Annotated in this window: 23 protein-coding genes and 1 pseudogene; 4 read left to right on the top strand and 20 right to left on the bottom strand. The window is 47.5% G+C overall.

The genetic code is table 11. The features are described from left to right. Nucleotides 1-166 precede the first annotated feature (166 nt). The 7 genes from KGF70_RS03655 to KGF70_RS03625 all read right to left on the bottom strand — a co-directional run bounded on the left by KGF70_RS03655 (nt 167) and on the right by KGF70_RS03625 (nt 9,189). Nucleotides 167-1,759 (bottom strand): hydantoinase/oxoprolinase family protein, encoded by a 1,593-nt coding sequence (locus KGF70_RS03655; RefSeq protein WP_216767893.1) that lies wholly within the window; start codon nt 1,757-1,759, stop codon nt 167-169. 2 nt (nt 1,760-1,761) lie between these two features. After that, nucleotides 1,762-2,847 carry a DUF917 domain-containing protein gene (locus tag KGF70_RS03650; RefSeq protein ID WP_216767894.1) on the bottom strand — a complete coding sequence of 362 codons (1,086 nt, stop codon included), beginning with the start codon at nt 2,845-2,847 and terminating at the stop codon, nt 1,762-1,764. A gap of 21 nt (nt 2,848-2,868) precedes the next feature. After that, nucleotides 2,869-4,146 (bottom strand): cytosine permease, encoded by a 1,278-nt coding sequence (locus KGF70_RS03645; protein WP_216767895.1) that lies wholly within the window; start codon nt 4,144-4,146, stop codon nt 2,869-2,871. A gap of 14 nt (nt 4,147-4,160) precedes the next feature. Further along, on the bottom strand, nt 4,161-4,898 hold the full coding sequence (locus KGF70_RS03640) for an aspartate/glutamate racemase family protein (RefSeq protein ID WP_216767896.1): 738 nt from the start codon (nt 4,896-4,898) through the stop codon (nt 4,161-4,163). Nucleotides 4,899-5,059: 161 nt separating this feature from the next. Further along, the gene (locus KGF70_RS03635; RefSeq protein ID WP_216767897.1) at nt 5,060-6,610 is read right to left on the bottom strand and encodes a PucR family transcriptional regulator; all 1,551 of its coding nucleotides are present in this window, start codon (nt 6,608-6,610) and stop codon (nt 5,060-5,062) included. A gap of 90 nt (nt 6,611-6,700) precedes the next feature. Continuing rightward, entirely contained in the window at nt 6,701-7,627 is a 927-nt protein-coding gene (locus KGF70_RS03630; protein ID WP_050338696.1) for a zinc ribbon domain-containing protein, read from the bottom strand. Nucleotides 7,628-7,821: 194 nt separating this feature from the next. Next, nucleotides 7,822-9,189 carry an RsmB/NOP family class I SAM-dependent RNA methyltransferase gene (locus KGF70_RS03625; RefSeq protein ID WP_216767898.1) on the bottom strand — a complete coding sequence of 456 codons (1,368 nt, stop codon included), beginning with the start codon at nt 9,187-9,189 and terminating at the stop codon, nt 7,822-7,824. A 148-nt stretch (nt 9,190-9,337) separates the two neighbouring features. On the opposite strand from KGF70_RS03625, the gene KGF70_RS03620 reads away from it, so the two are divergent. Beyond that, the gene (locus tag KGF70_RS03620) at nt 9,338-10,147 is read left to right on the top strand and encodes a Cof-type HAD-IIB family hydrolase (protein WP_216786413.1); all 810 of its coding nucleotides are present in this window, start codon (nt 9,338-9,340) and stop codon (nt 10,145-10,147) included. Nucleotides 10,148-10,438: 291 nt separating this feature from the next. On the opposite strand, the gene KGF70_RS03615 is transcribed toward KGF70_RS03620, so the two are convergent. The 10 genes from KGF70_RS03615 to KGF70_RS03570 all read right to left on the bottom strand — a co-directional run bounded on the left by KGF70_RS03615 (nt 10,439) and on the right by KGF70_RS03570 (nt 21,619). Then, entirely contained in the window at nt 10,439-11,938 is a 1,500-nt protein-coding gene (locus tag KGF70_RS03615; RefSeq protein ID WP_216767899.1) for an APC family permease, read from the bottom strand. A 23-nt stretch (nt 11,939-11,961) separates the two neighbouring features. Continuing rightward, a complete protein-coding gene (locus KGF70_RS03610) occupies nt 11,962-13,311 on the bottom strand; it encodes an aspartate aminotransferase family protein (RefSeq protein ID WP_105920960.1) in 1,350 nt (449 codons plus the stop codon). Between the two features lie 412 nt (nt 13,312-13,723). Beyond that, nucleotides 13,724-15,403, bottom strand: a complete 1,680-nt coding sequence (locus tag KGF70_RS03605; RefSeq protein ID WP_216767900.1) for an SWIM zinc finger domain-containing protein — start codon at nt 15,401-15,403, stop codon at nt 13,724-13,726. Between the two features lie 789 nt (nt 15,404-16,192). Next, the gene (locus KGF70_RS03600; RefSeq protein WP_216767901.1) at nt 16,193-16,441 is read right to left on the bottom strand and encodes a hypothetical protein; all 249 of its coding nucleotides are present in this window, start codon (nt 16,439-16,441) and stop codon (nt 16,193-16,195) included. Between the two features lie 108 nt (nt 16,442-16,549). After that, nucleotides 16,550-16,849 carry a hypothetical protein gene (locus KGF70_RS03595; protein ID WP_050338705.1) on the bottom strand — a complete coding sequence of 100 codons (300 nt, stop codon included), beginning with the start codon at nt 16,847-16,849 and terminating at the stop codon, nt 16,550-16,552. A gap of 315 nt (nt 16,850-17,164) precedes the next feature. After that, nucleotides 17,165-17,458, bottom strand: coding sequence for a hypothetical protein (locus tag KGF70_RS17200; protein ID WP_196781222.1), 294 nt, complete (start codon nt 17,456-17,458; stop codon nt 17,165-17,167). A gap of 182 nt (nt 17,459-17,640) precedes the next feature. After that, on the bottom strand, nt 17,641-18,426 hold the full coding sequence (locus tag KGF70_RS03585) for a potassium channel family protein (RefSeq protein ID WP_367114983.1): 786 nt from the start codon (nt 18,424-18,426) through the stop codon (nt 17,641-17,643). Nucleotides 18,427-18,511: 85 nt separating this feature from the next. Then, nucleotides 18,512-19,429, bottom strand: a complete 918-nt coding sequence (locus tag KGF70_RS03580) for a prenyltransferase (RefSeq protein ID WP_050338706.1) — start codon at nt 19,427-19,429, stop codon at nt 18,512-18,514. Between the two features lie 591 nt (nt 19,430-20,020). After that, complete coding sequence (lysA, locus tag KGF70_RS03575; RefSeq protein WP_216767903.1) at nt 20,021-21,346, bottom strand: diaminopimelate decarboxylase; 1,326 nt, start codon at nt 21,344-21,346, stop codon at nt 20,021-20,023. 78 nt (nt 21,347-21,424) lie between these two features. After that, nucleotides 21,425-21,619, bottom strand: a complete 195-nt coding sequence (locus tag KGF70_RS03570; RefSeq protein WP_003638693.1) for a 2-hydroxymuconate tautomerase — start codon at nt 21,617-21,619, stop codon at nt 21,425-21,427. Between the two features lie 471 nt (nt 21,620-22,090). Between KGF70_RS03570 and KGF70_RS03565 the strand changes: the two are divergent. From KGF70_RS03565 to KGF70_RS03555, 3 genes and pseudogenes are all read left to right on the top strand, one after another. Beyond that, nucleotides 22,091-23,530: pseudogene (locus tag KGF70_RS03565) on the top strand (C69 family dipeptidase). A gap of 398 nt (nt 23,531-23,928) precedes the next feature. Continuing rightward, a complete protein-coding gene (locus KGF70_RS03560; RefSeq protein WP_216767904.1) occupies nt 23,929-24,195 on the top strand; it encodes a hypothetical protein in 267 nt (88 codons plus the stop codon). A 76-nt stretch (nt 24,196-24,271) separates the two neighbouring features. After that, nucleotides 24,272-24,496 carry a CsbD family protein gene (locus tag KGF70_RS03555; RefSeq protein WP_050338710.1) on the top strand — a complete coding sequence of 75 codons (225 nt, stop codon included), beginning with the start codon at nt 24,272-24,274 and terminating at the stop codon, nt 24,494-24,496. A gap of 187 nt (nt 24,497-24,683) precedes the next feature. Here the strand turns inward: KGF70_RS03555 and KGF70_RS03550 are convergent, their stop codons facing one another. Genes KGF70_RS03550 through KGF70_RS03545 form a run of 3 tightly spaced genes read right to left on the bottom strand, consistent with a single transcriptional unit; the run spans nt 24,684 to nt 25,375 of the window. Continuing rightward, the gene (locus KGF70_RS03550) at nt 24,684-24,935 is read right to left on the bottom strand and encodes a GlsB/YeaQ/YmgE family stress response membrane protein (protein WP_105923872.1); all 252 of its coding nucleotides are present in this window, start codon (nt 24,933-24,935) and stop codon (nt 24,684-24,686) included. 17 nt (nt 24,936-24,952) lie between these two features. Next, entirely contained in the window at nt 24,953-25,075 is a 123-nt protein-coding gene (locus tag KGF70_RS17575) for a hypothetical protein (protein ID WP_082230241.1), read from the bottom strand. A gap of 45 nt (nt 25,076-25,120) precedes the next feature. Then, nucleotides 25,121-25,375 (bottom strand): hypothetical protein, encoded by a 255-nt coding sequence (locus KGF70_RS03545; protein ID WP_216767905.1) that lies wholly within the window; start codon nt 25,373-25,375, stop codon nt 25,121-25,123. Between the last annotated feature and the right edge of the window lie 42 nt (nt 25,376-25,417).

The following is a 25,417-nucleotide window of genomic DNA, read 5'->3' as shown; positions in this document are numbered from 1 at the left end:
ATGTACCCGTATTTCGAATACGAGCAATTGGCTGTTCTTTTCTTGATCACGCAAAAAATCCTGAACCACAAAACGTCATTCAGGATTCGGTATGAATAAGTCAGATGTAGAGAACAATTGTTGTCGAGCGACCAGCAACAAATGATTGTTTCAAAACACGCCATATTTATTGTTTACTAGTCGCCGTAACAACTTTCCCGCGTTGTGCGAGTTCGCCAACCACTTTGACTCTAACTTTGGTTGTTTGACCCGGGGCATAAGCGAGCGGTGTCTCATCGACTTCTACCAGGTTGAGAGATGCTGAGTCCGCACCAGCAGTAACTGCCCGAGTTGAGGCTTGAGCCTTGGCATCAGTTAAAGCTTGGGCTCGATCAACTTGTTCGTAACTGTAAATTTTTTCAAAATCACTGCCAATTTGTGCAATCGTTGCCCCAATTGCATTGGCTACAGGTCCTTGCTCATTTTTGATGATTTTGCGAACCCCTTTTAATGTTGACGGCGCAATAATTGCGCCACCGCCAACTAGGACCAGCTGAACATCATCACGACTGGTTTTCATCTGATCAATTGCTTCTGCGAGCATTTCGGCAATCTTCTCACCAGCTTGGCGAGCAAATGTTTCACTCAGATGTTGAACCAAGGTTACATCGCCAACTTCTGCGTATCCCAACCGAACCGCAATATCTGTAGCAGTAATTGTATCCCCACCGAACACAAGGGCCTTGTCTTCAATTTGATAACCAACACTATCAGGACCAACTGTAATTCGACCCGCTTTATCCTGACGAACAATGCTTCCGCCGCCAACGCCGATTGAGTTGATATCGGGCATTCTGAAATTAGTTCGAATGCCGCCCACTCGAACCGCAACTGCAGATTCTCTAGGAAAGCCTTTCGAAAGCACACCGACATCCGATGTCGTTCCACCAATATCTAGTACAATCGTATCTTGCACCTGTGCTAAATAGGCAGCGCCGCGGATGCTATTCGTGGGACCACTACCAATCGTTAAAATCGGATATTTTTTTGCATAATCCACGGACATGAGTGTTCCATCATTTTGACAAAAGTAGGCTTGTGCATTGACTAGGCCTTCATTCGCTAGTGCATTTTGAAATCCATTTGCAGTACGCTGCATGACTTTATTTAAGGCTGCATTTAAAATTGTCGCATTTTCTCGTTCGATTAGGCCGATTGAACCAATGGCAGCTGACATTGAGATTGGGAAATCTGTGCCATATTTTTGTCTGATGATTTCTGCAACTTTTTCCTCTTGTTCAGGTCGGATTGCAGAAAAGATACCAACGATTGCGATTGACTCAACTTGACCTTGCCAATCATCCAATACACCCGCTAACTCTTCCAAATCTAACGGTGTGATTGGCTCACCATTGTACTCGAAGCCACCATGAACGATTTTATATTTCCCAGACAAAACGCTGATCATATCTGCAGGCCAAGCGGTATATGGGACAATCGATAAGGATGCCGGATATCCGAGTCGAATGACCCCTACATTAGCAAGTTGTTTTCGTTCAACAATTGCATTCGTACACTGAGTTGTCCCTAGCATAGCTGCTGTCACTTCAGCTGGATCAATCTTAGTTTGATTTAAAACAGCCTTCATGGCGGTATAAATTCCAGTTTCAATATCAGTCGTCGTGTGGACTTTTGTACTGGTTACCACGTGTAATTGTTCATCCAAAATAACGGCATCCGTGTTGGTACCGCCAACATCTATTCCCAGTCGATAAGTCATATTTACACCTCCGCTAACGTATTTTCAAGTGGCACATAATCAAAATCATAACCAAAATACCGGGGTCCCACCGTTTCGAGGCCTTTTGTTGTACGCCACTTATCATCTGCAGGTAATCCAAGCACAGTGACACGTTTACCATACTTAATTCCTTCTGAAGTACTCGGCAATAAACTGTCCATATCTGCCAAACAAATCAAATCCGGGACACTTACGATGATTTTTCCATTTTTAGTTGCCACCAAATTTTCATTTTGAAAATCAATCGTCATTGACTGTTCTTCAAATTCACCCAATCCGTCAATAATCATTTTGCCAAAATTAAACCCATCCCGGGTGGTTCGTTCGATATCAGTGATTTTGCCATCAAAAAGATGATACGCACCAGTCAATTTTTTCAAGTTGTGCAACTGCCAGTCGCGGCCTTTTTGTGGTTGACTCAAGATTTCACCAATCTGCTCACACTTCGTTACAATGCCACTAATACCATTCGTCTTCATTTGCCGACCGGTTGCTGGATACAATGAAACTGAAGCACTCGCACCCATTTCAACGACTTGATCTCGAGCTAAGCGTTCAGCCCACTTAGCAGAAATCGTTTCAATAACGCTCAAATTACCTTTTTCATCCGTCACAACCATTGGTGTTGCTGCTACTCCGCCAAGGTGGAAGGTAGTCATCTGCAGTTCTGGAAAGGCACGCCCCATGCCATCACAGTCAACCAACGGCAAACCAGCCTGAGCAGCAACCACCATTGGTACCATAGAATTGACACCTCCAGCTTCCATCGGGAACGTGCCTGCAATTGTGGTTCCCATATATTGGCCTAACCGCTTGAAGGCACGCGTAAATTCATCACCTTTTGGAAACTTTTCAGTCATGACTAGTGGTGCCCCCATCGAAGCAGCTGGCATGTAGACAGCATCATCATCAATTTCATCAACGGCCAACAATTTGATTGGCCCATATTGTGAGACGGCCGATAACGCCATCATTTTCCCGACATAGGGATCACCACCACCGCCAGCACCTAGAAGAGAAGCACCAATTGCAATTTTTTCAATATTTTCAGCAGTTAAATATCGCATTCACCATTACCTCCACTTATCTTAAATTTCATCTTGTTTTTGTGCAGCATTGCTCGTCGTTGAAACTTCAAAACGCTGGAAAATCAAATAACCCAAAAATGAAAGTACAATTCCCGTTAACGGGTTGATTTGTGGGTGCGCAATTCCTGGAATCAAGCTCATAATCACTGGAACCGTCGCAACCGTTGCGCCTAATCCCCATGCTGCTAGTCCGGACCACCGAACACCTTTAAACGAACCCCACTCATTTTGATTGCCATGATGGGTTACCCAGTAGGCAGCTGACATCACACCTGCAATTGGTGGAATCATCGCACCAAGAATGTTCATCACTGGTGTAAAGTAGTTCATGATACCCAGTATTGCAAGTACTGTTCCGACTAGTCCGACCAGGAATGTTGTCAATCGATGATATTTTGCTGGAACATTAAATACGTTATTCAAGGCAATCCCTCCGGAAAAGGCATTAATAACATTCACCTTCCATGTACCAAGCACTAGTGCCAGTACACCGACAGCCGGTGACCCAATCTTTGAAAAGACACCACTAATATTGGCGTTGTGATAGACAATCGTTAATACCGCACCGACACCAATCATTAAAACACCGGCAGGAATAACACCAAAGATGGCGGCCTTAACGACATCTTGACGCCGGGGCGAATATTGCGAATAATCGCCTGCAATGACCGCCCCAATGGCAAATGAACCCAGCGTCACAGTCAGACCGGTTCCAAGCGATAGCGTGCTGCTTGGTTGATAAGCTACTAACTCAGAAACCGAAACCGTTGTAAGTGCTTGATAAAGTCCGTATAAACAAACAATGACTAAGTATGGTACAGCTATGTATGTCAAGTAACGAATAACCCTAATGCCGTAAATTGCAGTGGTCACCATGATCAGCCCCCATAATAGCGACGAAAGACTCGTTGGAATCGTCACACCAAAGACTTTCAGAAAACTTACGAAAGCTTCCCCACAAACATTGGCCTGAATGCCAAACCAACCAAGACAACCAATCATAATCAATCCTGAAATGACCGTCTGTGAGCCTTTAGTTCCAAAGACTTGTTCTGCCACTTTTACAGTTGGTTGACCTAAATCAGTGCTCTGCATTCCCTGAAAAATCATGATCACTACCACTAACGCGTAGCCAACAAGGGCCGTCAATAGAGTCATTCCCAGCGAAATTCCGGCAACCAACGTCCCACCCAAGAGTAAACTAGGAATAGAGACGAGCGCCCCAGCCCAAACAAATGCTAGGCTGATCCAATTTTGATTCTGTCTTGTTTTTTTCATTCAACCATTCCTTTCTACTCAAGTGTTTTACTTGGCGGTGTCATATACGTTTGACGACTTGGATAAACGCCTAACCGTGCATACAATTCAGTTAAAAGCATTGCACATTGCCCTGCTTCTAGTACGGGCACATCATAGCCATCCTGGTGTAAACGCGTCGTCATTTCCTCAACGATGCCGACGATACCAGTGCATCCCATGACAATGACGCTAGCACCATCCTCAACAACCGCCCTTTTGCATTCACGATATAGATTGGTCATTAATACAGACCGCTGCTCAAGCTGCAATACGGGGATATCCAGTGTTCTAATGGAAGTCACTCGATTCGCGATACCAGCCGTTTGAACCGCATTAGTCAGCATTGGCACCACATTCTTCAGCACCGTCACAATACTGATGGAATCACCTAGCCCAAGTGCCAAGTACATAGCAGGCTCAAAGCCACCAAATACAACAGTCTTCAACTTCTCACGAGTGGCACGAACACCTGGATCACCAAAGCAGTTCACGAAGATGCCGTCAAACGATTGGTTACGATTAGTATCTTCCGCAAGTTGGACAACAGACGGTGCTGCAAAGGCTTCGTCATACTCACTCTCAATTGTCACCGGTCCATCTTCAATCTGGACATGCTCAACTTGAGTGGTTTTCATCAAATACTTTGTCATGTCCTCAATCATAGTTTGACTTAAAATACCCGGTGCGGTTACTGGAACAATATCCAACAGCCGTAATTCTTTATTTTCCATAAAAATCACCTCGTGAATATTAAAATTAGATTTCTAAGCCAATCAATTTCTAATTAATTGATTGATGAAAATATTACCGTTATTTTCACTCGATGTCATTAGTCACCAAAACAAAAAAATCGTCTCATCATTGTCTAAATAGACAAAATGAGACGATTGGCTTAAGCATGACCACGCATGATACGCAAACAAGCCGCCAACTGATAGAGTTCCAAAGATTCTGGCATGCGTCCAACTTTAAAGCCAAAATATTGATCCAATTTTTTTAGCCGATACTTGACTGTATTGGGATGAACAAATAAGTCACCAGCCGTTAGTTCAATATTACGATTATCATCAAGCAAAAAAGTCAGCAGTGTCCGTTGTAAATCTGTATTCAACTTTTCCAATCGCTGAACACGTGTCGCCAGCCAACTAGTTTCTTGCGATACCATTGATTGACAATGGTGGCCGAACTCAATATCACCGCTATTAAATGATTGCCGACTTGGAAAAATTAGTTGTAGAGCCGTAAATGAATCAGCAGCCTGCTCATATGCAGCCGTTAGCTGTTTCAGACTGTCCAACTGATTGAAGCTCACACTGACAAGTTCATCTTTTGATGATGAACGGTAGCTTTCAAGATGTTGCTGTAAGGCCTCCCGTTCATCAGAAACGGCATTTTTAGTCGTTGTGATAACCACGATGTCATCATGGTAGTACTCGCAAAGACATGGCCCAATAAATGGTTCAATATCCGCTGCAAACTGTCGAATATCACGCTGAGACCACATCGACACCGCACGACCGTTTAAAATCAGCAAAGTCGTAAAATTATGAATATTTAGGTGACATTGCTTCGCCAATTGCATCGCCCGCTGATAACGCGCTTGCATAATTGCACTAATGAGCTGAGCGGTCGGACTGTCGCGACTAACATCTTCACCCCACAAGTTGAGTGCAATTCGAACCGTTTCAAGAATTCGTTGATGGATTAGCTGCGTCATTTGACCTTGTTCCTTTAAAATAGCCAACTGCCATTCCTCAGATGAACCCAGTTTATCCTGATAAAATGACACCTCCGATAAGTCAGGCTGATTATCACCCATCCAATCTAACCAGTTGATTTGATTCGTTCGCGGCCAATTTTCTACACAAACTAAGTTCTTTCGCGCATCCACCAAGGCCAACGAGACTTTAAGTTGATCACTTAACAGTCGCAGAACCGTATTGAGGTTACGCCGTGATTTCGGCATTTTAGAAACCTTTTCAACAATCTCACTGGAGAAATTTGGATTGGTTATCTGATCATTGTAAACTGAAAACAAGATTTCAGAAATGACACTACTGTAAGTCAATTCTGGCGCATTCTTGGGCATCATCACAATTAAAAAATTCAAACGATTTGCTAGATCAATGACGGCAGGGTCAACTTCCGGAATGATAATACCGACATAGAACAAAATAATGCCAATCTCACCAGCAGCAGCTAAAGTTTCAATATTTCGACACTGAGCAGCAACATCATCGCGTACATTTGCAAATGCGGTTAAGACAATTTCATCATTGCTAAATCTGATATGCTGATAGATCTCACTCTGGACTATGGTTGGTTTCGAATACTCGAGTACCGAAACGGAGGCAACCGTTTTTTGCAATGCCGATTGACCTGCAAGTATCTGACATCCCTTCAGCGCGGATAATTTTAATACATCTTGCATTGTAATACTCATCTTAATTACCTCACTACGTATCTAGTTGACACCAAAAAAACGTCCGCCCGAGCCGCAGCCCAAACGCACGTTTCAATCCATCGCTATATTCTAATCAGCATTTGCAATCTTCGCAAAGCCATTTTGTAAATCCGTATTCGCAGAACTCGTAAAGTTATACGTGGTGTTGGTATCTTGTGAAACCAGTACATCTGGCGACCCATCATGGAAGACGTACAAGTAAATGATCACCTGAGTACCATGCTGATAAGCTGCAGCGGCCACGACTTGATAGTTGGCATCCGTATTTGCTTTAGTCGTCCAGGTCAATTTCACGGCATTACCATTAACGGTGATTTTGTTTTGATAATTGTTGTCACGAATATCGGTTGGTAAGTCTAAACCATCGACCGACACGCTTTGACCGTCATAAGTGCCTGCATACGATTGATTCATCGTATCCTGCCACGTTGACATAAACGAGGACAATTCACTCATTTTGGCCGTCGACCATTTAGCCGCAGTTTTCGTGGTCGAACTCGATGATGACTGCGTGCTGGCAGCCGACGATGATGATGAGGACTTTGTCGCTGTTGACGAGCTCGACGTTGCCGTGGTAGTCGAATCCGTGTTGGCACTGTTGTGGCTGAACCAGTAGTAGCCACCACCCACCAGCACAATGACAATGAGGGCCAGTAAGAGCGCTGGCAGGCCACGATGCGGTGGTCGTGGACTTTGCTGGGCGTGTTGCGCTGAACGCGTGGTGGGCGCCACCGTGTCATCAGTATCATCTACCGTGTTTTCGACCCCGGCTGATGAGTCTGACTGAGCCGCTCTAGTCGTGTGATCATCAACATCAGCCGCCGAATGGGTGTCCGCACGGGATGCTGCGTTCTCACTGGTTGCGCGAGTTGTTGCCGAGCTGGCCGCTGAACGCGGCGCTGCACTCGACGAGGTTGGCAAAATCAGACGTGCCCCGCAGTTTTCGCAGAACAAGGCGTCCAAGTCATTCTTTTTCCCACAATTTGGGCAATACATAGCTTCTCCTCCAATATTACGGTTGTTCTCCATGGCGTAATCATTGCCACGATTGCGCATCTATCAGTTTACCATGAAACCTGATCCAGCTGGGGCTCGCCGCTCAAGCCACGTCAAGCACGGTCCGACCAGACTTGTCGCAACAACACGCCAGTACTCGACTTGCATGGCGACAATAGACGCTGCTGGTCAACTTATAACTCAGTATTCTCTGGCGTTGCCAAGAATCGTAAGCCTTTCGGGAAGAAGTTCTTGACTGTCTTGCCAACGATTTTGCCGTAACCAACTGGTAGGCCGTCACACACTAACACGTGAAAACCGGTCTCCGCGCTAGTGGCTAGATCAAACGTCTCACCGTGGACATATTGTTGCCACTGGTCCCTACTGATGGAGACGGTCGTCATCCCAAGCCCATCGCTAGCAAGCGCTAAGGCGTAGCTCGGTTCAAAGCGATTTTTCTTGAAGGTCCCAAGTAAAATTCCGGGACGGAAGACCTTAACTTTCCGCAGAACGGGCATTAATTCAGGCACACCGTAAAGTTGATCACCATGCGCTTGCAAAACTAAGCCTGACAAACTAGTCAAACCCTGTTGGCGTTCGAACGCTTGCCACAATTGACGTTGCGGCGCACTCAACTGTTCACGAACCACTTTTTTGGCTTTGACCGTGTCGGTGCCGCGATAATGCAACTTGGCGATAAAATGGCCTTCGCCACGCATCAAGTGTGGGAATAACCGGGCCGCCTTGGCTAACTCTGGATTGCCATCAGCCCACTCTGGTCGCGCATCCGCAATGCCCGCGGTCTTGGGCAGAGCTTCCAGTTCGAATTCTGGGTAGGTCGCCAACAGCCATGCCATCATCTGCTCGTCTTCTTCCGGCGCAAACGTACAGGTCGAATAAATCAAATGGCCACCGGGCTTCAGCATCTTGACCGCCTCAGTCAAGATCTCACGCTGCCGAGTGGCGCATTCGGCTGGATAGTCAGGTGTCCAATATTGGACGGCATCGTGATCCTTACGAAACATCCCTTCACCAGAGCACGGTGCGTCGACTAAAATGCGGTCAAAAAATCCAGGGAGCTCCTTTGCGAGTGCTGCAGGTGTTGCGTTGGTAATCACGGTATTACGGGCGCCATAACGTTCAACGTTATCACCCAGTGCCGTCACCCGTTTTGGATTGATCTCATTAGTGACTAATAAGCCAGTTTGTTGTAAATAGCTGAGTAAGTGGGTCGTTTTGCCGCCTGGCGCAGCACATAGATCGAGCACCCGTTCACCCAATTCCGGTTTGGCGAACTCACCGACTGTCATGGCACTCGGCTCTTGACTATAGACTGCCCCGGCTAAATGTTCCAACGCGTTGCCGTTGACCTTGCCGTAGTATCCAATCGGGCTGTAAGCAATCGGTGCGTCCATCTTGGCGTGCATGGCGGCAGTCGTCGCCTTATTGGGGTTGACTCGAAACCCCTTTTCCACGGGCCCATCGAAAGCCGCTAAAAAAGCGGGGGCTTCGTCACCCAATAAGTCTTGATATTTTTGAATAAACGCTGCTGGTAATTGCAACAGATTCTCCTCCTTACGCGATAAATCATCCTCAACTAGATTACCACATTTCACCAGTCCTGTAAGGTGGCAAAGATTCGCATTCGAGCGATATTTATGCTAAATTAAACTAATTAACCACCGGAAGATATGGGAGATGTTTGTCAAAATGGAAAGAAAACTAATTGCGTTAGACTTAGATGGCACCACACTCAATGCTGAATCCAAACTCAATTCAGCGACGATCCACACTATGCAGCGCTTGCAAGCAGCGGGCCACGTTGTCAGTATCATCACTGGTCGCTCATATCAAGGCTCTCAGTCGATTTACGATGAGCTCCATCTCACGAGCCCAATGATTAATTTCAATGGCTCCCTTGGCCACCTACCTCACCAAGAATGGCCGTTAGAATATCAGTTCACCATTAATAAAGCCATCGTGCTCGCATTGGTCAAATATCGTGAACACTTGGGCATCAATGAAATTATTGCTGAAAATAAAACCAGTACGATGACAGCCGGTCAAGACTTGATTGCCGGTCAATTCTTCCCAGAAATTGCGGATAGTCCCCGTTTGACACCCGCCACACTGACCCGCAATCCAAATTCATTGGTGCTATTGGTCCAACTCGACCGGCGTGATGCAATTATTGACTGGATCACTGACCGGTTTGGTGACCAAGTCGATGTCGGTGTTTGGGGTGGCCCGAATGCGATTTTAGAAATCACCTCCAAGGGTGTTCATAAAGCCAAGGGGGTCGCCTACTTAGCAGACCACTTACAAATCGTCCGGCGCAATATTATTGCCTTTGGTGATGAGCACAACGACTTAGAAATGCTCCAATACGCAGGTCTGGGGGTTGCGATGGCCAACGGGACGGACAAAATCAAGGCGACCGCGGATGATATCACACCGTATGACAACGACCAAAATGGCGTCGCCCGGTATTTGAACGACTACTTTGAACTAGCCGAATAAATCGCCCGTAGCTGAGCCATGCCGCACAGCTCGTGCCGATCAATGGATCACGACCGACGCCATAATATTGTTGGTGTTGCTGTCAGTCTTCTGAATGGGTTACCGTCCGGCCGGGCTTGGCAAATCCCACCACTACAAGTTGTAAACACGACTTGGTCACGAATGGTATCAATCATTAAATCACCCGCTTTGCAACTGCGATGCGAAGTAATCCAAAAAATCGGCGTTTCGAGCCTACACACTCGAAACGCCGATTTTATGTTTTCATTCAGTTATTGCTAATCACAAATACTAATCTTCTTGTTCCTCAACGACCGACTTATCCACTTGCGCACTGGAATTCGCAGTAGTCGTCGTTTGGCGTTGTTTGCCAGCGAGGTATGAATGGCGCATACCGTAACAGAAGTAGATCACCAGGCCCAGGATGAACCAGATACCCGCGTACAATTTAGCTTGAATATCGAGGCCCATAAACACGAACAGTGCACCCAAGAAGGCCACGGCTGGTAAGACTGGGTAGAATGGCATTTTGAAGGCTGGTTCAGGAATGTCGACTCCTTCACGTCGCCGGAGTGCATAAATGCCTAACGAAACGAACATGAAGGCAATCAGCGTCCCCGCGGAAATCAATTGGGCTAAGAACGCAAATGGACAAAAGGCCCCAATGATAATCGCGACGATCGTCAACACGAGTAGCGCGTTGTTCGGTTGGTTGTGCTTTAATTTACCCAACCACTTTGGCAACATGCCATCGCGACCGAAAGAATAAATCAACCGTGAACCGGCTAGCGTCATCCCAATCAAGGCAGTGAACATCCCTAAGACAGCAATCGCCTGAATGACACTTGCCACGATTGGATGTCCGGCGTGCCGCAATGCCCAGCCAACTGGTTCCGCATTATTGGCATAAGAAGAATACTTAAACATACCGACTAAGACCAACGCAACGGCCACAAACAGCACCACCGCAATGACTAGTGAGCCGAGAATCCCACGAGGCATTGTTTTGCCAGGATTCTTCGCTTCAGCTGAGTTGGCCGCAATCGAATCAAAACCAATGTAGGCTAAGAAAATCATCGAGACACCGGCGTAAATCCCTTGCCAGCCACCAAACGCACTACCATCCGCGTTTAAATGGTACTTCGGAATAAACGGGACGTAATTTTGCCAATGAATCGCCGTCGCACCAACCACGATGAAGGTCAACACGGCTAGGACTTTCAGGACAACGAGGACGTTTTCCACCCGGGACGCCTTGCTGACACCACGAGACAGTAACAGTGAAACCAATGCAATCACCAGCACGGCAATCAAATCGACCACCCCACCATTCGTGCCAAAGGTGTTCGATAAGGCATTCGGGAGCTTTAATCCTAGTGGGGTCAAGAGTCCCCGCAAGTTGGCAGAGAGCCCGGAACCAACGAAGGCCAGCGCAATGAAATATTCCGCTAACAACGCCCAACCGGCGATCCAACCGAAGAATTCACCGAACATGACGTTGATCCAGGAATAGGCTGAACCAGCAAACGGCATCGCTGCCGCCATTTCAGCGTAGGCAAAAGCAACTAGTCCGGCAACGATGGCCGCCACGATAAATGAAAAGACCACCGCGGGGCCCGCATGTTCCGCCGCCACGACGCCAGGTAAAGTGAAGATTGACGTTGAAACAATCGTCCCGACCCCGAGGGCTAAGAAATCCTTGACCGTTAATACCCGGGCCAAATGGGAATCCTTATCCTCATAAATACTGGGGTCTTCTTTTAGTGTTAACCGTTTGAATAAGCGTTGCATCTAATTCCTCCTAAAATTAACCGTTACCAGCCCATTTTCCCTTGTGGCCGGTGAACGCGTCCCTGTTCCGCCGCAGTCATCGCGTCATCGATGGCCGCTAACGCCGTATCGAGCTGGTCCTTCGTGATGACTAGCGGTGGTTGGAACCGTAAAATGTTACCTTTGAGCGTAATCATGACGACACCCCGCTCAAACGCGGCGTAAATGACATCACTTGCAAATTCTGGGTCTGGCTGTTGACTAGCTTGATCAGTGACTAACTCGATGCCACCATTCAACCCATACATCCGCACTTGACCGATTTTGGGGTGCCGCGTTTGTAAGTCCAAAAACTGGCTTTCCGCGTAACGACCCAAACGTGCGGACCGTTCAACCAATTCTTCATCAGCCAGCACATCGAGCGTCGCTAACGCAGCCGCACAACAGACCGGATTAGCCGCGGTGGTAAAGACGTGGGCCGGTGCACCGAGGCTTTCCATAACCTCACGCCGCCCAATCACAGCGCTCAGTGGCATGCCTGAAGCAATCGACTTACCGACAGACATCAGGTCCGGGCGAATACCAGGAAAGTTTTGAATACTCCACATTTTGCCCGTTCGTCCCATGCCCTGATTGACTTCATCAACGGCAAATAAAATGCCGTGTTGATGGCAAAAGTCATAAACAAGTTGAACGTATTCCTCAGGTGCTTGGCGAATCCCACCATCACCTTGAATCGGTTCGATCAAGACGCACGCCGTCTCATCAGCTGGTAAATACGATTCAAACGGCGCTTTGAACGCTTCAAAGTACCGCAGTGCTAACTGATGATCCGTCTCATGCGGCAGTCGCCGGTAAGTATCTGGATATGGGACGTGCACGACTCCAGGTAATAGTGGCCCCATGTGACGCGTCATGTTGAGGCTGACGCCCGACAAAGACATCGAGCCATAAGTTGAGCCATGGTAAGCATCCGTATAGGCCACTATGTATTGACGCTTGGTGTAGCCCCGGGCGAATTTGATGATGGCGTCATTGGCATCCGACCCGGAATTACCGAAAATCACTTCATTGTCAGTTCCCGGAGCCAACTTGGCTAACCGTTCCGCTAACTGTTGTTCCGGCTGGTGGTGAAAATACGCCGGCGTATAATGAATTAACTTAGCGGCCTGGTCCTGAATAGCTTTGACCACTCGCGGATGCGTGTGACCGACGTTAATGGCCGAGGCACTTGCCAATAAATCAATATATTGATTGCCGTCAACGTCGGTGAGCAGCGCACCGTGCGCGTGGTCGATCACTAAGTCATAATAATTGATGCGTGCGGCCGTCGCCATATAATGGTCTTCACGTTCAATCAGCTGTTGATCCAAACGGTGGTTATTACTAATCATCTGCAAGCCCCCATTTATTTAATAAGACCCATTTTAATCATACTTTAATATTTATGCAAGTGCAGATAGTCCCTTCACTCGCGGGATAAACTCGTCTTTTCCCGGTGTCATGCGCCTTTTAAGCGTCATTATTTTTTTGATTAATAAGAATAAAATTAACAAATTCTACACCATCTATTGCGATTCCAAGTGACGACATCAATCTGATGATGATGCGTGCCTTCAGACGCCGCCTCACGATGGACGCGCCTGCCCTCAGCTCATGATTCGCCCACAACGGACTTGCACCGCCTAGTTATCGCTCATGCCCAGACACTAAAAAAAGCACCGCTAAGTTTTGGATAGGAACCTATCCTAAGCTTAGCGGTGCAGCTCAAATCTGTGCGCGATTGCTGCGCCAACTAACGATCAATTACAATTTTAGCCGTGAGAGCTCATCCATCATTGCTGAGCGTCGCGGATATTGTTGCTGCCAATCATGGACGATCGTCTGCACGATTGATTTGCCATCCGGGTAATCGAGCATCCGTTTCAATATGCGAACTAATTGTTGATACTTCCGCCGAGTTCCAGTAGCCGTAGCCATCTTCCGCACTTCATGATCATATTTGGCTAATAGCTGATTTGAAAAATGTGGGTTCAATAAAGACTCATAGGTCTGTAAATCCCAGAGTCCGTCCGCAGCCACGACCGCTTTTAATAGCCGATCCAATAGCTTTTCTTGCACGTACAGTGGTTTCAAATCAACATTGGAATTCTTCGCTATCGCCGTCAACAGTTGCTCGCGAACCGCTGGCCAATCCTTAGTCGGGTAACTTTGCTTCAACTCTGAAAATAGCGCCTCATCCGCTGGCGCATATTCAGTCAATAATTGCCATAATTCCTGACGATACAATTGTTGTTCACCTAATTGCTGATAGGCATCCTTTAGTTGGCGACTAAGTTCCGCTAACATCCTTCGATTGTCCGTGACCAAGGTTTTGCCATCTTTTAGCAATTGGACCGCATGTGCTTCATCGTGATGTTGAAGACAAAACTGGCTATAAAACAGGCGGACTTGCGGTGTCGCCAAATTAGCCTCGCAAAATTCAATCACTTGCTTATCAGGCATATGCGCCGCAGTCATCATTTGTAAATAGTGCTTTAGCCATTTTTCAGTCTGCCAGTCATAGTTCCAGGAATCCGGGTGCTTTTGTACCGCACGGAACCGTTTAGCGGTATACGCCAACTTTGCGTCAATAAACGCCGGCGTCTTGAAATACGTGAATAATAAATCATCAAGCGTATCTTCAATGATATTCAACGGTTTCGCTAATTGTTTGCATAACCAATCAAACACCTGCTGCTGCACATCCGCGTCGGCTTTTGTCAAGACAGCTTCCCACAAGTCGACACTAGCATTCACGATCATCATTGTCTCACCATCGGAATCATCAATGTCGACGTGGTCGATTTTAAGCATCAGATGCGCCAAGATTTGAAATACCAAACCATACTCGCCCTGATCGACCAACGGCTGTACCTCTTCGTTTAGGAAAGTCAAGGCCTCATCACCGAAATTTGTCGCCGCACCATAATCGATAAAACCACCGGCATCCGCGTTACTATCAAATAAATCGTCAACACTCGCGAGATAGTTAGGTAAATCTGTCACGACATTAGTCTCACCTATGACCGTCCGGAACATCTGGAGCAGATGATTGTCATGGGCCAACACCACACTCAAAAAGTCCCGGACTTGCCGATCAGTCGCCCGCTCAACCAGCTTAGTGGCAGTCTGCTCATGATTGTCGTTATCAGTTGGTGCTTTAGAAACTTGATGTTGACTGGCAGGTTTGTCGGCCGCCGTCGCTCGGTACAAAACGGCCGCCATGTGCTTGCAGTACGGATGACTATTGGCATACGGACACTCACACGTGCCATCCTGAAAGTCACCATTAGCGAGATCAATCACCACGCAATAGTCCTGCGTGCCCGTAACCGTTGCCGTAATTTGGGTTTCGGTCTGCTTTAAATCAGTCACATACCCCTTTGAATAATAATCGTACCCACGTTCAGCGATTGCCGTTGGAAAGTAGTCTTCCCAGTCCATATTGTCACTCCCGTTAACTTGTTTATCCTTACCATACTATGGTATAGCGGATTGAACAAGACCCGCAAGCATTTCCTCACAAGATAATGCATTACCAACCCCAGCTAGCATGCGCCGTGCCACAACTTTATCCGTTGACGCTAATAAACTTTTGTTTACCATGGTTTAAGGCTCATTGGCAGTGCCAATCCAGTGAATTCGCACTGCTTAACTTTCCAATCGGTGCCAGCGCGACGCCGTTTCATCGAAATATGATCCTTAAATCCCGTTTTTTTACATGCGCTATAACTAAATAAATATATCAAAACCCGATTTATCTTATCCAAAAAGCAACTCAGAACTACCTAAATTGTTAACAAAAAGTCCTGAGGTTCCTATCGCCAAAACGATAAGAATCTCAGGACTTTGTTTTTATCTGCTTGATGAAAATACAACAACGAAATGCCACTTAGCTTTGTAGGCTATTGTAAAACAACGCATTCAAATCTCGTGTTTCGCTTGCAAAGCATGCATCAAATTCGATGAATAAACCGGAACTGTACTAAAAGGCTAATTGGCCCTCAAATCCGACTGATGACACTTCCGCGGTCCGCTAATCGATACCAATCAGACGAATGACTAACATCGCTGAACTACTTCAGTAATATAACTTGGTCATTGGCAAGTCACCCAACTGCTGACAAACAAGCACTGCCGCGTTCAAGGGCCGACAAGCCACCAGCATTACAACTCGCACGTTTCCGGAGATTCACGATCGACGTCACAGTTCACCTGCTACCAACACACCAATCATGACCGTCGACTCAACCACCAACACCCACTACCAATCAAGGCCATTGCTAACAATAACCATAGGCTTTCCCAGTTCACAGCGCTAGTTAATGTTGCTTGGCTCGTGGGCCCTGCCAGTGGACGAATCGCGGCGTACACCACGGTTGACGCTTGCAGCCAACTGAGGCCGCCACAGGTCACCCCGACTACGATGACACTGATTCGGTGACCAATGCTTCGCTCGCCACCGTTACTTATTTGTCTCATCCGCCTCACACCCTCACTTAGTTCATATTCATTTTGTGAGTCTGAGGATAGCATCTTGATCCTATTTGTGCGAGTTTAACGCTTACTTGGTCCTGACGCTAAACTTACCTACCGATTGAAACAAATCGTGGTGCCCCGTGTCATTACAGGATGCTGCGGGGCTGCTTGAATTGCGGCCTGCCCAGGACCGACCGCCTGAGCGGCAAGCGCAACAAACGCTGCCTGCTGCTCAGGGGCAAGTGCCGCCGAGTGAATGCCACTCCAGTGTTGCGCTTTAAACACATACCACTGTGCCGAACGTAATGGCAAGGGGTGCTGTTGCAAATCACCATAATGCGTTTTGAATGTGGCTTGACGAGTCAGGACTGGCGCCGGCAACCAGACCCACCGTGTCATCGCTTGTCCCATCTAACCACCGTCCTTTCAATCTTGTTAACGCTATTATAGCATAGGTCAATCTGTGACCACCGTCGAAATTTAACCCACTTGGACGGCTGCAGCCTTGCGACGACCTGCTTATCAGCACTTTCTTACCCCTGGTGTTTTGTGGTTTGGGCTTGATGCCATTTAGCCATAGCCAACCGCGCGATTGGTTGCGCTAACGCCACTTCAACAAAGAAATTGAAAAATTACGTGGCCACTTATAAAAGAATTGTTGCACTGGTAACCAGCTGATGGTGCGCGTCCCAATCCAGCTGGCGACGACCGTCAAGATGATCGACATCATAAAACATTGACCAAGCAATTAACAATCATATTGGCCCGAAAAGAATCATCCTGTGCTAATAATTTCCGGGTCACTTGGTCTGCCGGACGGTACGTTACTAGCACCAGCGCGGCCACCACGACCCAAATCATTGGGAGGACGGTCAGTGTCTGTTGCCAGATCCGCCAGCTAAATCCCACTTCAAAACACGTGATCAATGGCGCAATCACATTGACCGAAATCACCGAAATAATCAAAATAAACCAACTAGACTCGTACCGATTGCGTGGTAACTTCAAACTAAATGCCATTTTTAATCCCCTCATGCGTCCCCAAAATTAATGATTGACTTTGTCATAACGATTTTCGGCCGAAAAAAAGCGCAAAGCCACCGACAAGTGTGCTTTACGCTGAACCATTATACGCAGTAAATACCGTTAAAAATTATCGCATCTTTTCAAATTAAATGTCAGTCTTTTTTTACACCGCCGCATCACTTACGCCGGTCTACCTTCTCAATCCGCTTGACCTGTTTTTGCAAGTGATCGACTTTTTGCGTCAACGTATCGATTTTGACTAACAATTGGCGTAATTCGTCTTCGTTGGGATCCGCTTCAGGTTCAACATTTTGACTGGCTTGTTGGGTGAAGAAGTCCGTGATCGTACTGGTCAACAAACCAATAAACCCAATCCCACCAAACATCAGACCGACCGCAATCACCTTTCCGACGGCGGTATGCGGTGTGTCATCACCGTAGCCGACCGTCGTTGCCGTCGTAATCGCCCACCACAATGAATCCGACAAACTCTGGTGCTCAAAGACCGAGAATAGTAGCGCACTCAGAACAATAATGGCAATACTGATTGAAAACAAATAAATAAAGCCGGTACTATAAATAAAGCGATGAAAATCGTGGGTCCATTTACCGTCCCAGCCAAGCTTCCAAAACAAATGGTGATATTGGACCATTCGCGCCAGTCGTCCAAGCCGAAATAGCGCAAAGACGGGGTGCATCGGAATAATCCCCATCAAGTCAAAGGCCGAATGAATCAAAAAAGTCTTCCGATTAGGTGAGCGTGCAAGCCGCACGAAATAATCGACCGCAAAGACCACTAATAGGCCGTTACTGATGCGTGTTTCCAGGTGCCAATCACCGATATTGAACGCTAATAAAATCACGTTGACGACCGACCACAGCGTCAAAATCGTGACGAGCAAATGATAAAATATGATTCGACGCTGCTGGCGTTGTTCTGTTTCCATCATGCTTACCCCTATTTTATAAACTGGTAATAATATAGTCCACTTTAATCAAAATAACCATGATAAATGTTTGAAATTTTGACCCCAATTCATCCGTTCGCTACAGCCAAGTGCCCAAAACAAACAGAATTGGATAAAATACGAAGAATAACGACGCGCTTTTGACCGTCGTAATAAACGTCTTCTTTTTATCTTGGACCGCGAAAAACGGGCGCATGCCTTGCCACATAATCGGTAATAATAAGACGACCCAAATGGTGACTAACGGTGCTAACCCTAGCAACACGTTCACTAACGGCCACACGCCACCAATAATCAAAAAGGCTTGAATCAAGCGTACCGAACCTGGTTTACCCAAATAATAAGCCAAGGTATAGCGGTGATTCAAAATATCTTCATCCCGGTCCGCCGTGTTATTGGCGAGCTGGATCGTAAAGAAGATCAGGGTCAACGGCAAGCACAATAGAAAGGTCTTACCAACGATCGACCAGGTCAACGGATGCTGCCCATAGGTCGAAACGACCACACAAGTCAATTGAATCATGAACGCAATCGACAGCGCAACGACCGTCTCACATAATGGCGTCGCGTTGATTGGGTACGGCCCAGCGGTGTAAAAAATACCGACCAGATAACCTAAGATACCTAGGGCCAGCACTAACCAGCCGGTCCGCAAGACGAGCCAAATTCCAGGCACGAGTGAGATCAAATACAGACTCAGTGCAAGTCGTCCCACTCCAGCTACTGGTAAATTCAGCCGACCAATCGGATTGGTGTTTTGCGCGTAACCCTCACGATCGACCGCATGCCGGTAATCATAGTAATTATCGGAGACATTGACCGCCAAATCGAAAATAAAAACAGCCACTAAGCACAGGGCAACATTGAGCCAGTTCACCGTACCTAAGTGAAACTGGGCAATGGCAACCCCCAAGACAAACCACATGACATTGAGTGGCGCCGTATAAATCTCCGTCAACTCATAAAACACAGGCCAAGTTAGCCATTTCTTGTTCATTTCTAACAACTCCCCCACCGGTTATTTATCACTTCTGGTGTGCATCGACAAGTGTACCTGAACCTTATCGATTACATTAACTATCAAATTTTAACAAACTGACGGCTGAACGCAAGCAAAGTCACGGGATTTAAGCAAAAATTAGGCCATTGCCGCATAGTTCCGCATCCTAACCGCCGAATAACGCACTTGCCGCGGCGGCATGCGCGCACACGACCTCAACTGATCAGTCATGCTGATTGCACCGATCAAGCAGTCAGATTGCTGGCACCGCCATCGTGCGATTCGGCTACAGGACACCGCTTATTCGTGCTCAACATACCACTAGCAACGCTAAAAACAAGGTAAAACCAGCTGCTGGGTGGTCACGGCTGGCTCATCGGCCAGTTTCAAGCGTCTTGATCAAAAATCTGACCATCCACTGCAGGCAGCACTGAGACCGTTTGAATCTAGGCGCTTCGTGTGGATTTCATTGACGTCACTTGTCAAGGTCCCTGAATTTGAAGATACCCCCTAAACTCGACTGAATCGCTAAACAAAAGGCGTTCCAAGCTGCTGCCTAGAACGCCTGATTGTAAGACTCAATTCGACTTATTTGGTTTCTTCGGGCACTGATAACGGTAAGTCTAGACGGGTCAAGTCTGCATAACTTTCCCGTTGAACGACTAACTGACTGTGACCATTTTCGCAGAAGACGACTGCTGGCCGCGGATTGCGGTTGTAATTACTAGCCATCGCATAGCCGTATGCACCGGTGTCCAAGACCGCTAAAACATCCCCGGGCTTGGTCGCTGGCAATTGCTGGTTCCAGATCAGCATATCACCCGACTCGCAATACTTACCGGCAATCGAAGCAACTTGCTCCGCTGGTAAAGTGGGGTCTTTAGCAAGGACTGCTTCGTATTCCGCCTCATACAGTGCCGGCCGAATATTATCGCCCATCCCCCCGTCAACGGAGAGATACTTGCGAATACCCGGAATATCCTTGGAATCGCCGATCGTATAGAGCGTCATGCCAGCCTGTGCGACCAGTGAACGGCCGGGTTCGATCCAAATCTCAAGCATCGGGACATCGTGCTCCTGCGTTTGTGCCAACGTTTCCTTGACGATCGCATCCACGAAGTCCGTGGGTTGAAGCGGATGGTCGGCCGCCGTATACTTGACGCCAAAACCACCGCCGACATTCATGATGCGAGGATAAAACCCAAGGGTCGCCTGCCAACGTGCAAACACATCGACCAATTTGTCGACGATCATTTCAAACCCATTCAGTTCAAAGATTTGAGAGCCAATATGACAGTGAATCCCGACTAAGTTCAAATATGGTGCTGCTTGGGCCTGTTGCACTGCGGTATCTGCCTGGCCACTATTTAAGTCAAAGCCAAACTTCGAGTCTTCCTGTCCGGTCGAGATGTAGTCATGGGTGTGCGCTGAAATGCCAGGGGCAATCCGTAACATGATCGTCGTCAGCTGTTGACGCTGGTTCGTCAGCGTCGTCAATTGTTGCAATTCATCAAAATTGTCGACAACGATGGTCCCAACACCACAGTCCAACGCCTGCGTCAATTCAGCGAGTGATTTATTATTACCGTGGAACGTAATGTTGGCCATCGGAAACTTCGCTTGTTGCGCCGTGTACAACTCGCCGCCAGAGACGACGTCACAATGAATCTGCTCCTGAGCAATCAATTGATACATCGCCACCGTCGCGAACGCTTTGCTAGCATAGCTGATTTGATAATCCACCTGGTTGGTTTCAAAGACCTGCTTAAAGGCCGCGATTTTGGCTCGAATCGCGCCCGTATCATAAACGTAGAGCGGTGTCTGGTATTGCGCCGCTAAATCCAAGGTATCGACGCCGCCGACCATTAAATGGTGCGCCGCGTTTAAATCATCCGTCTTAATTTGTTCGTTCACTGTTTAACCTACCTTCCCCAAATGCCATCATTCAAAAAATGCCGGCCGTGTCATGCGACCGGTCCGGCAATCCATAACCTATTCTGCTTCTTCGTCGCTCTTGAGGACACCACCAACACTATAGCGATTTTTCTGCATTTCGCTTAAAATCACGTGAATGTGTTCTGCGGGTGCACCGGTGTTCTTGCTAACTGCGTCGGTCACGTCTTTAACTAAGTTTTTGAGTTGTTCTTGTGAACGACCAGCAATTAAATCAATGTGTACGATTGGCATGGGGCCACGCTCCTATTCTGATGATTATTTTCGAATGTTTTAATCTTACTTTAATCTTAACGGGATTGCAAGCCGCGACGTCGTGGTTGGCAGAAACTTTTTCTCACCCGACATCTGGTGTGAGACAACAGTCATTGACACCGTCAATCTTTCGCTCAAGATTGACATTTTCGCATTATACTGGCTAACCCTTTCAATGCGTCGGCGACACTGCCAATCTCCCCAACCATCACTTGATTTCCCGGCGAAACACTCGTTTTAATGCCATAACACCGCACACGCAAGACCTCGCTTTGACACCACACAGCAACGAACGAAATCCCAACCACCCCAATCAGCGTCAAACATGCTAAAATTAATTTAATCAAAATCCTGTTGGTTTGGTTCGCCCAATTTTTACCAGGGCCACCAGCGACACGATAATTAGTTATCGGCGACCACTTGTTAGGAAACCGAGAAAGAAGGAATTTTATGCTGACTCATCAGTTTAACCCCTATTCTGCCTGTACCAGTATTTTAGTGGGCAAGAATGCGACTGCGGATGGTTCGACCATGATTGGCCGCAACGAAGACTCCCGGGCGGCCTGGGCGAAAAAATTCGTCGTTCACCCACACCGTGAATTCGATGAACCTCAGTCGTTTGAATCCAGTGACGCCGAACATCCGTTTAAAATGACGCTGCCCAAGATTCGGGCCAAGTATACGGCCACCCCTGAATAGACGAGCAAGTACGGGTTATTCGAAGAAGACGGTATCAATGAATATGGGGTAGCCATGAGCGCAACCGAGAGTGCTTACTGCAACACCCGCGTGCTCGCAGCGGACCCCTACGTCACGGACGGCATCGGTGAAGAAGCGATGGTCACCGTAACGCTCCCCTATATTCACTCCGCACGCGAAGGGGTTGAGCGCCTCGGACATATTATTGAGACCTATGGCACATACGAAACTAACGGCATCCTCTTTAGTGACGTCAACGAAGTGTGGTATATGGAAACGGGCGCTGGACATTACTGGGTCGCACAACGGATCCCAGACGATGCTTACGCCGTCGTCGCCAATCAACTTGCGATTCAAGAAATCGACTTCAGTGACCATGATAATTATCTTTATGCGAAAAACATTCGTAATTTTGTGCTTGATCACCAGCTGGCTTCGATGGATAACGGCCTAAATTTCCGAGAAGTCTTTGGTACTGCCGACCTCTCAGACCGCTACTATAATACGCCACGCGTTTGGTATGGTCAGCGCTGCTTCACACCGAGCGTTGAACAAGCACCCGAATCCTTTGACCTGCCGTTCATTCAACGCGCGGACGGCTTGATTCATATCGATCAGGTCCGGGATTACCTGGCGTCACACTACCAAGGCACCCCGTTTGACCCAGTCGGCAACGGTACTGATGCTGAAAAACATCAGTATCGCCCAATCAGCCTTGCCAAGACACAAGAATCACACGTCTTGCAGTTGCGGCCTGATTTGCCCGTCACACAGAGTGGCATTCACTGGTTAGCCATGGGCGTGGCCGCCGAGAGCGTCTACGTCCCATTCTACGCGGGCGCTACTGATACGCCAGCTGCTTACCAGGTAGCCACTGCTAAATACGATCCAACTTCCGCTTATTGGATTTATAAGCATGTCGGCGTGCTGGTCGACGCGCACTACCATGATTTGCACGATGCGTTACAAACGGTTCAAAAGGAACTTGCCATCAAACTTGGCCACCATCTGATTACGACCGACGAACAGGTCAGTCAACTGACGGGTGATGACTTAACGGCCGCCTTAACTGCAGCAAACCAAACAGCCGCAGACATTGCCCTGAACGCGATGCAGGCACTGGCAGCTGATTTGATTACTGAAAGTACCGACATGTCACCGCTCAATTACAATACGGATTTGAACCTCTAATTCACCCTTTCAATTGTTTTATCAGCACGTGTCCCGCCTGACATCATCTCCAGACAGGCACGTTGGTCCAGCTAGTCTCGCTATTCAACTTATTTTGAATGGCGGGACTTTTTTTATCGACTGACCATGAAAAAACACGTTAAGCAAGGCGTTCGTGCTCTGAGTTCAAATCGATGTCAGACGCGTCTTGCGTTGTCGGCTGACCCCATAGTCGGTGTCCGACGTACAACCAGCAGACGAACAGTTAAGCTAGCTAACTCGTTGCATTCAAGGTGATGGTCGATTAGGTCCCCCGACTTAGTTTCGTCACTATCCGAATGGAACTTACCAGGCGCTTTTACGGTGCCACGGGTGTATCTTCTTCCTATCACTGAACAGTGAACAAGGAGGATCTGAGCATGCGTGCACTCAATTCATTGCGTCTTAGTATCATCATTAGCTGTTTTTTCAATTTATTACTCGCCTTAACCCACTGGGCCGGCATTGCCAACAATCGATTGCTAGTCACCTCGAATTACGGGTTAAGCGCCCTCGTGACGGGCCTCGTTTTCTGCAATGCCATCGTACTGACTCATCATCCGGAAATTGCTTTAAACCAGCGCCAATCAGTCTGGCTACTCAATTTCGCCGCCCTGTTGATTGCTTTTTTTACGGAGTGGTTATAACACCTGTGCATATTGGTTGCCTTTTGCGGATACTTATAGCAAACTAAGGGTAATTCTTATACAGGAGGCGTGATTTATGACTGATGTTAACAAGAAGTTCGACAGTAAGAAAGATCAAGTGAGTGGTAAGGCCAAAGAAGTCGAAGGTAAGGTAACCGGGGACCGTGCGCGTGAAGCACAGGGTAAAACGCAATCTTTGATGGGAAAAGCAAAGGATAAATTGGCCGACGCTGAAGAAACGGTGAAAGGTGCCGTCGATGAAGCTAAGGAAAAATTAAAGCAAAAATCTGACGACCATTAATCGTCGTGGGCACGGCGTAAACGTGGACTGGCTTAGCGGCTGGTGCACGTTTTTTTGATGCCTTGATCGTCAATCTGGCCTTGACGGCTACCAAACGCAAAAAAACGTGGACCAATCGATTGATTGACCTCACGCTGAATTGTGACTAGCACTTACTTTGCATCTGACAGCGGTATCACGCATTGTTTCACCGGGCGCGCGCCCAGTACATCAGTGTGACCATCATCAACACGACCACTAGTGACCCGATTACCGCCGGAAAGACTGCCATGCCGGCGAACTCTGGCCCCATCGGCCCAATCAATACTTCACCGAGACACGCACCAACTAGCCCTGCCAAGATGTGTCCGATCCAACCGAATGAACGTTCCGGACTGACAATGGCACCAGCAAAAGCACCAATTGCGGCACCGACTAGCATCACCCATAACCAATGCATGGCAGCCACCTCCTCACTTAACGCCGCGCTTTGAATTGGCGCACTTCACGATAAATGGTCAATCCTAATTGTCCAATTGCAATTATTAAGGATAATTTACCCCATAAACCAGGTCCTTGCCGTTTGATTTTCTTTGACATCGTTGCCACCTCCACTCGTTTAACAAGTTCAACTATTATTGAGAATTATGATTGCCCGACCCGCCTGAGTTGTAACAACACGCTTCCCACAACAATTAGCGTAACCGCACTCCCCACGACTGGTAGCAGTCTCATTCCAGTGATTCCCGGTCCAACGGCGCTGAACAACCACTGACCGATCACCGCACCCGCAACACCTAAAATCAAATGGACACGTACTTGTCGCCGGTCATGAGTTCCCACGGCATTGGTAATAACGCCGATCGTGAATCCCATCAAGACTGCCGCTAACCATGGCATGTTAATCACTTCCCAATTTACAATATAATTTATTGATTGAAA

Origin of the sequence: Lactiplantibacillus sp. 7.2.4 (assembly GCF_018991185.1) — a bacterium.
In the GTDB taxonomy this organism is placed as follows: Bacteria; Bacillota; Bacilli; order Lactobacillales; family Lactobacillaceae; genus Lactiplantibacillus; species Lactiplantibacillus pentosus.
The sequence above is the reverse complement of the archived record's forward strand: the minus strand, read 5'-3'. Positions and strand labels throughout refer to the sequence as shown.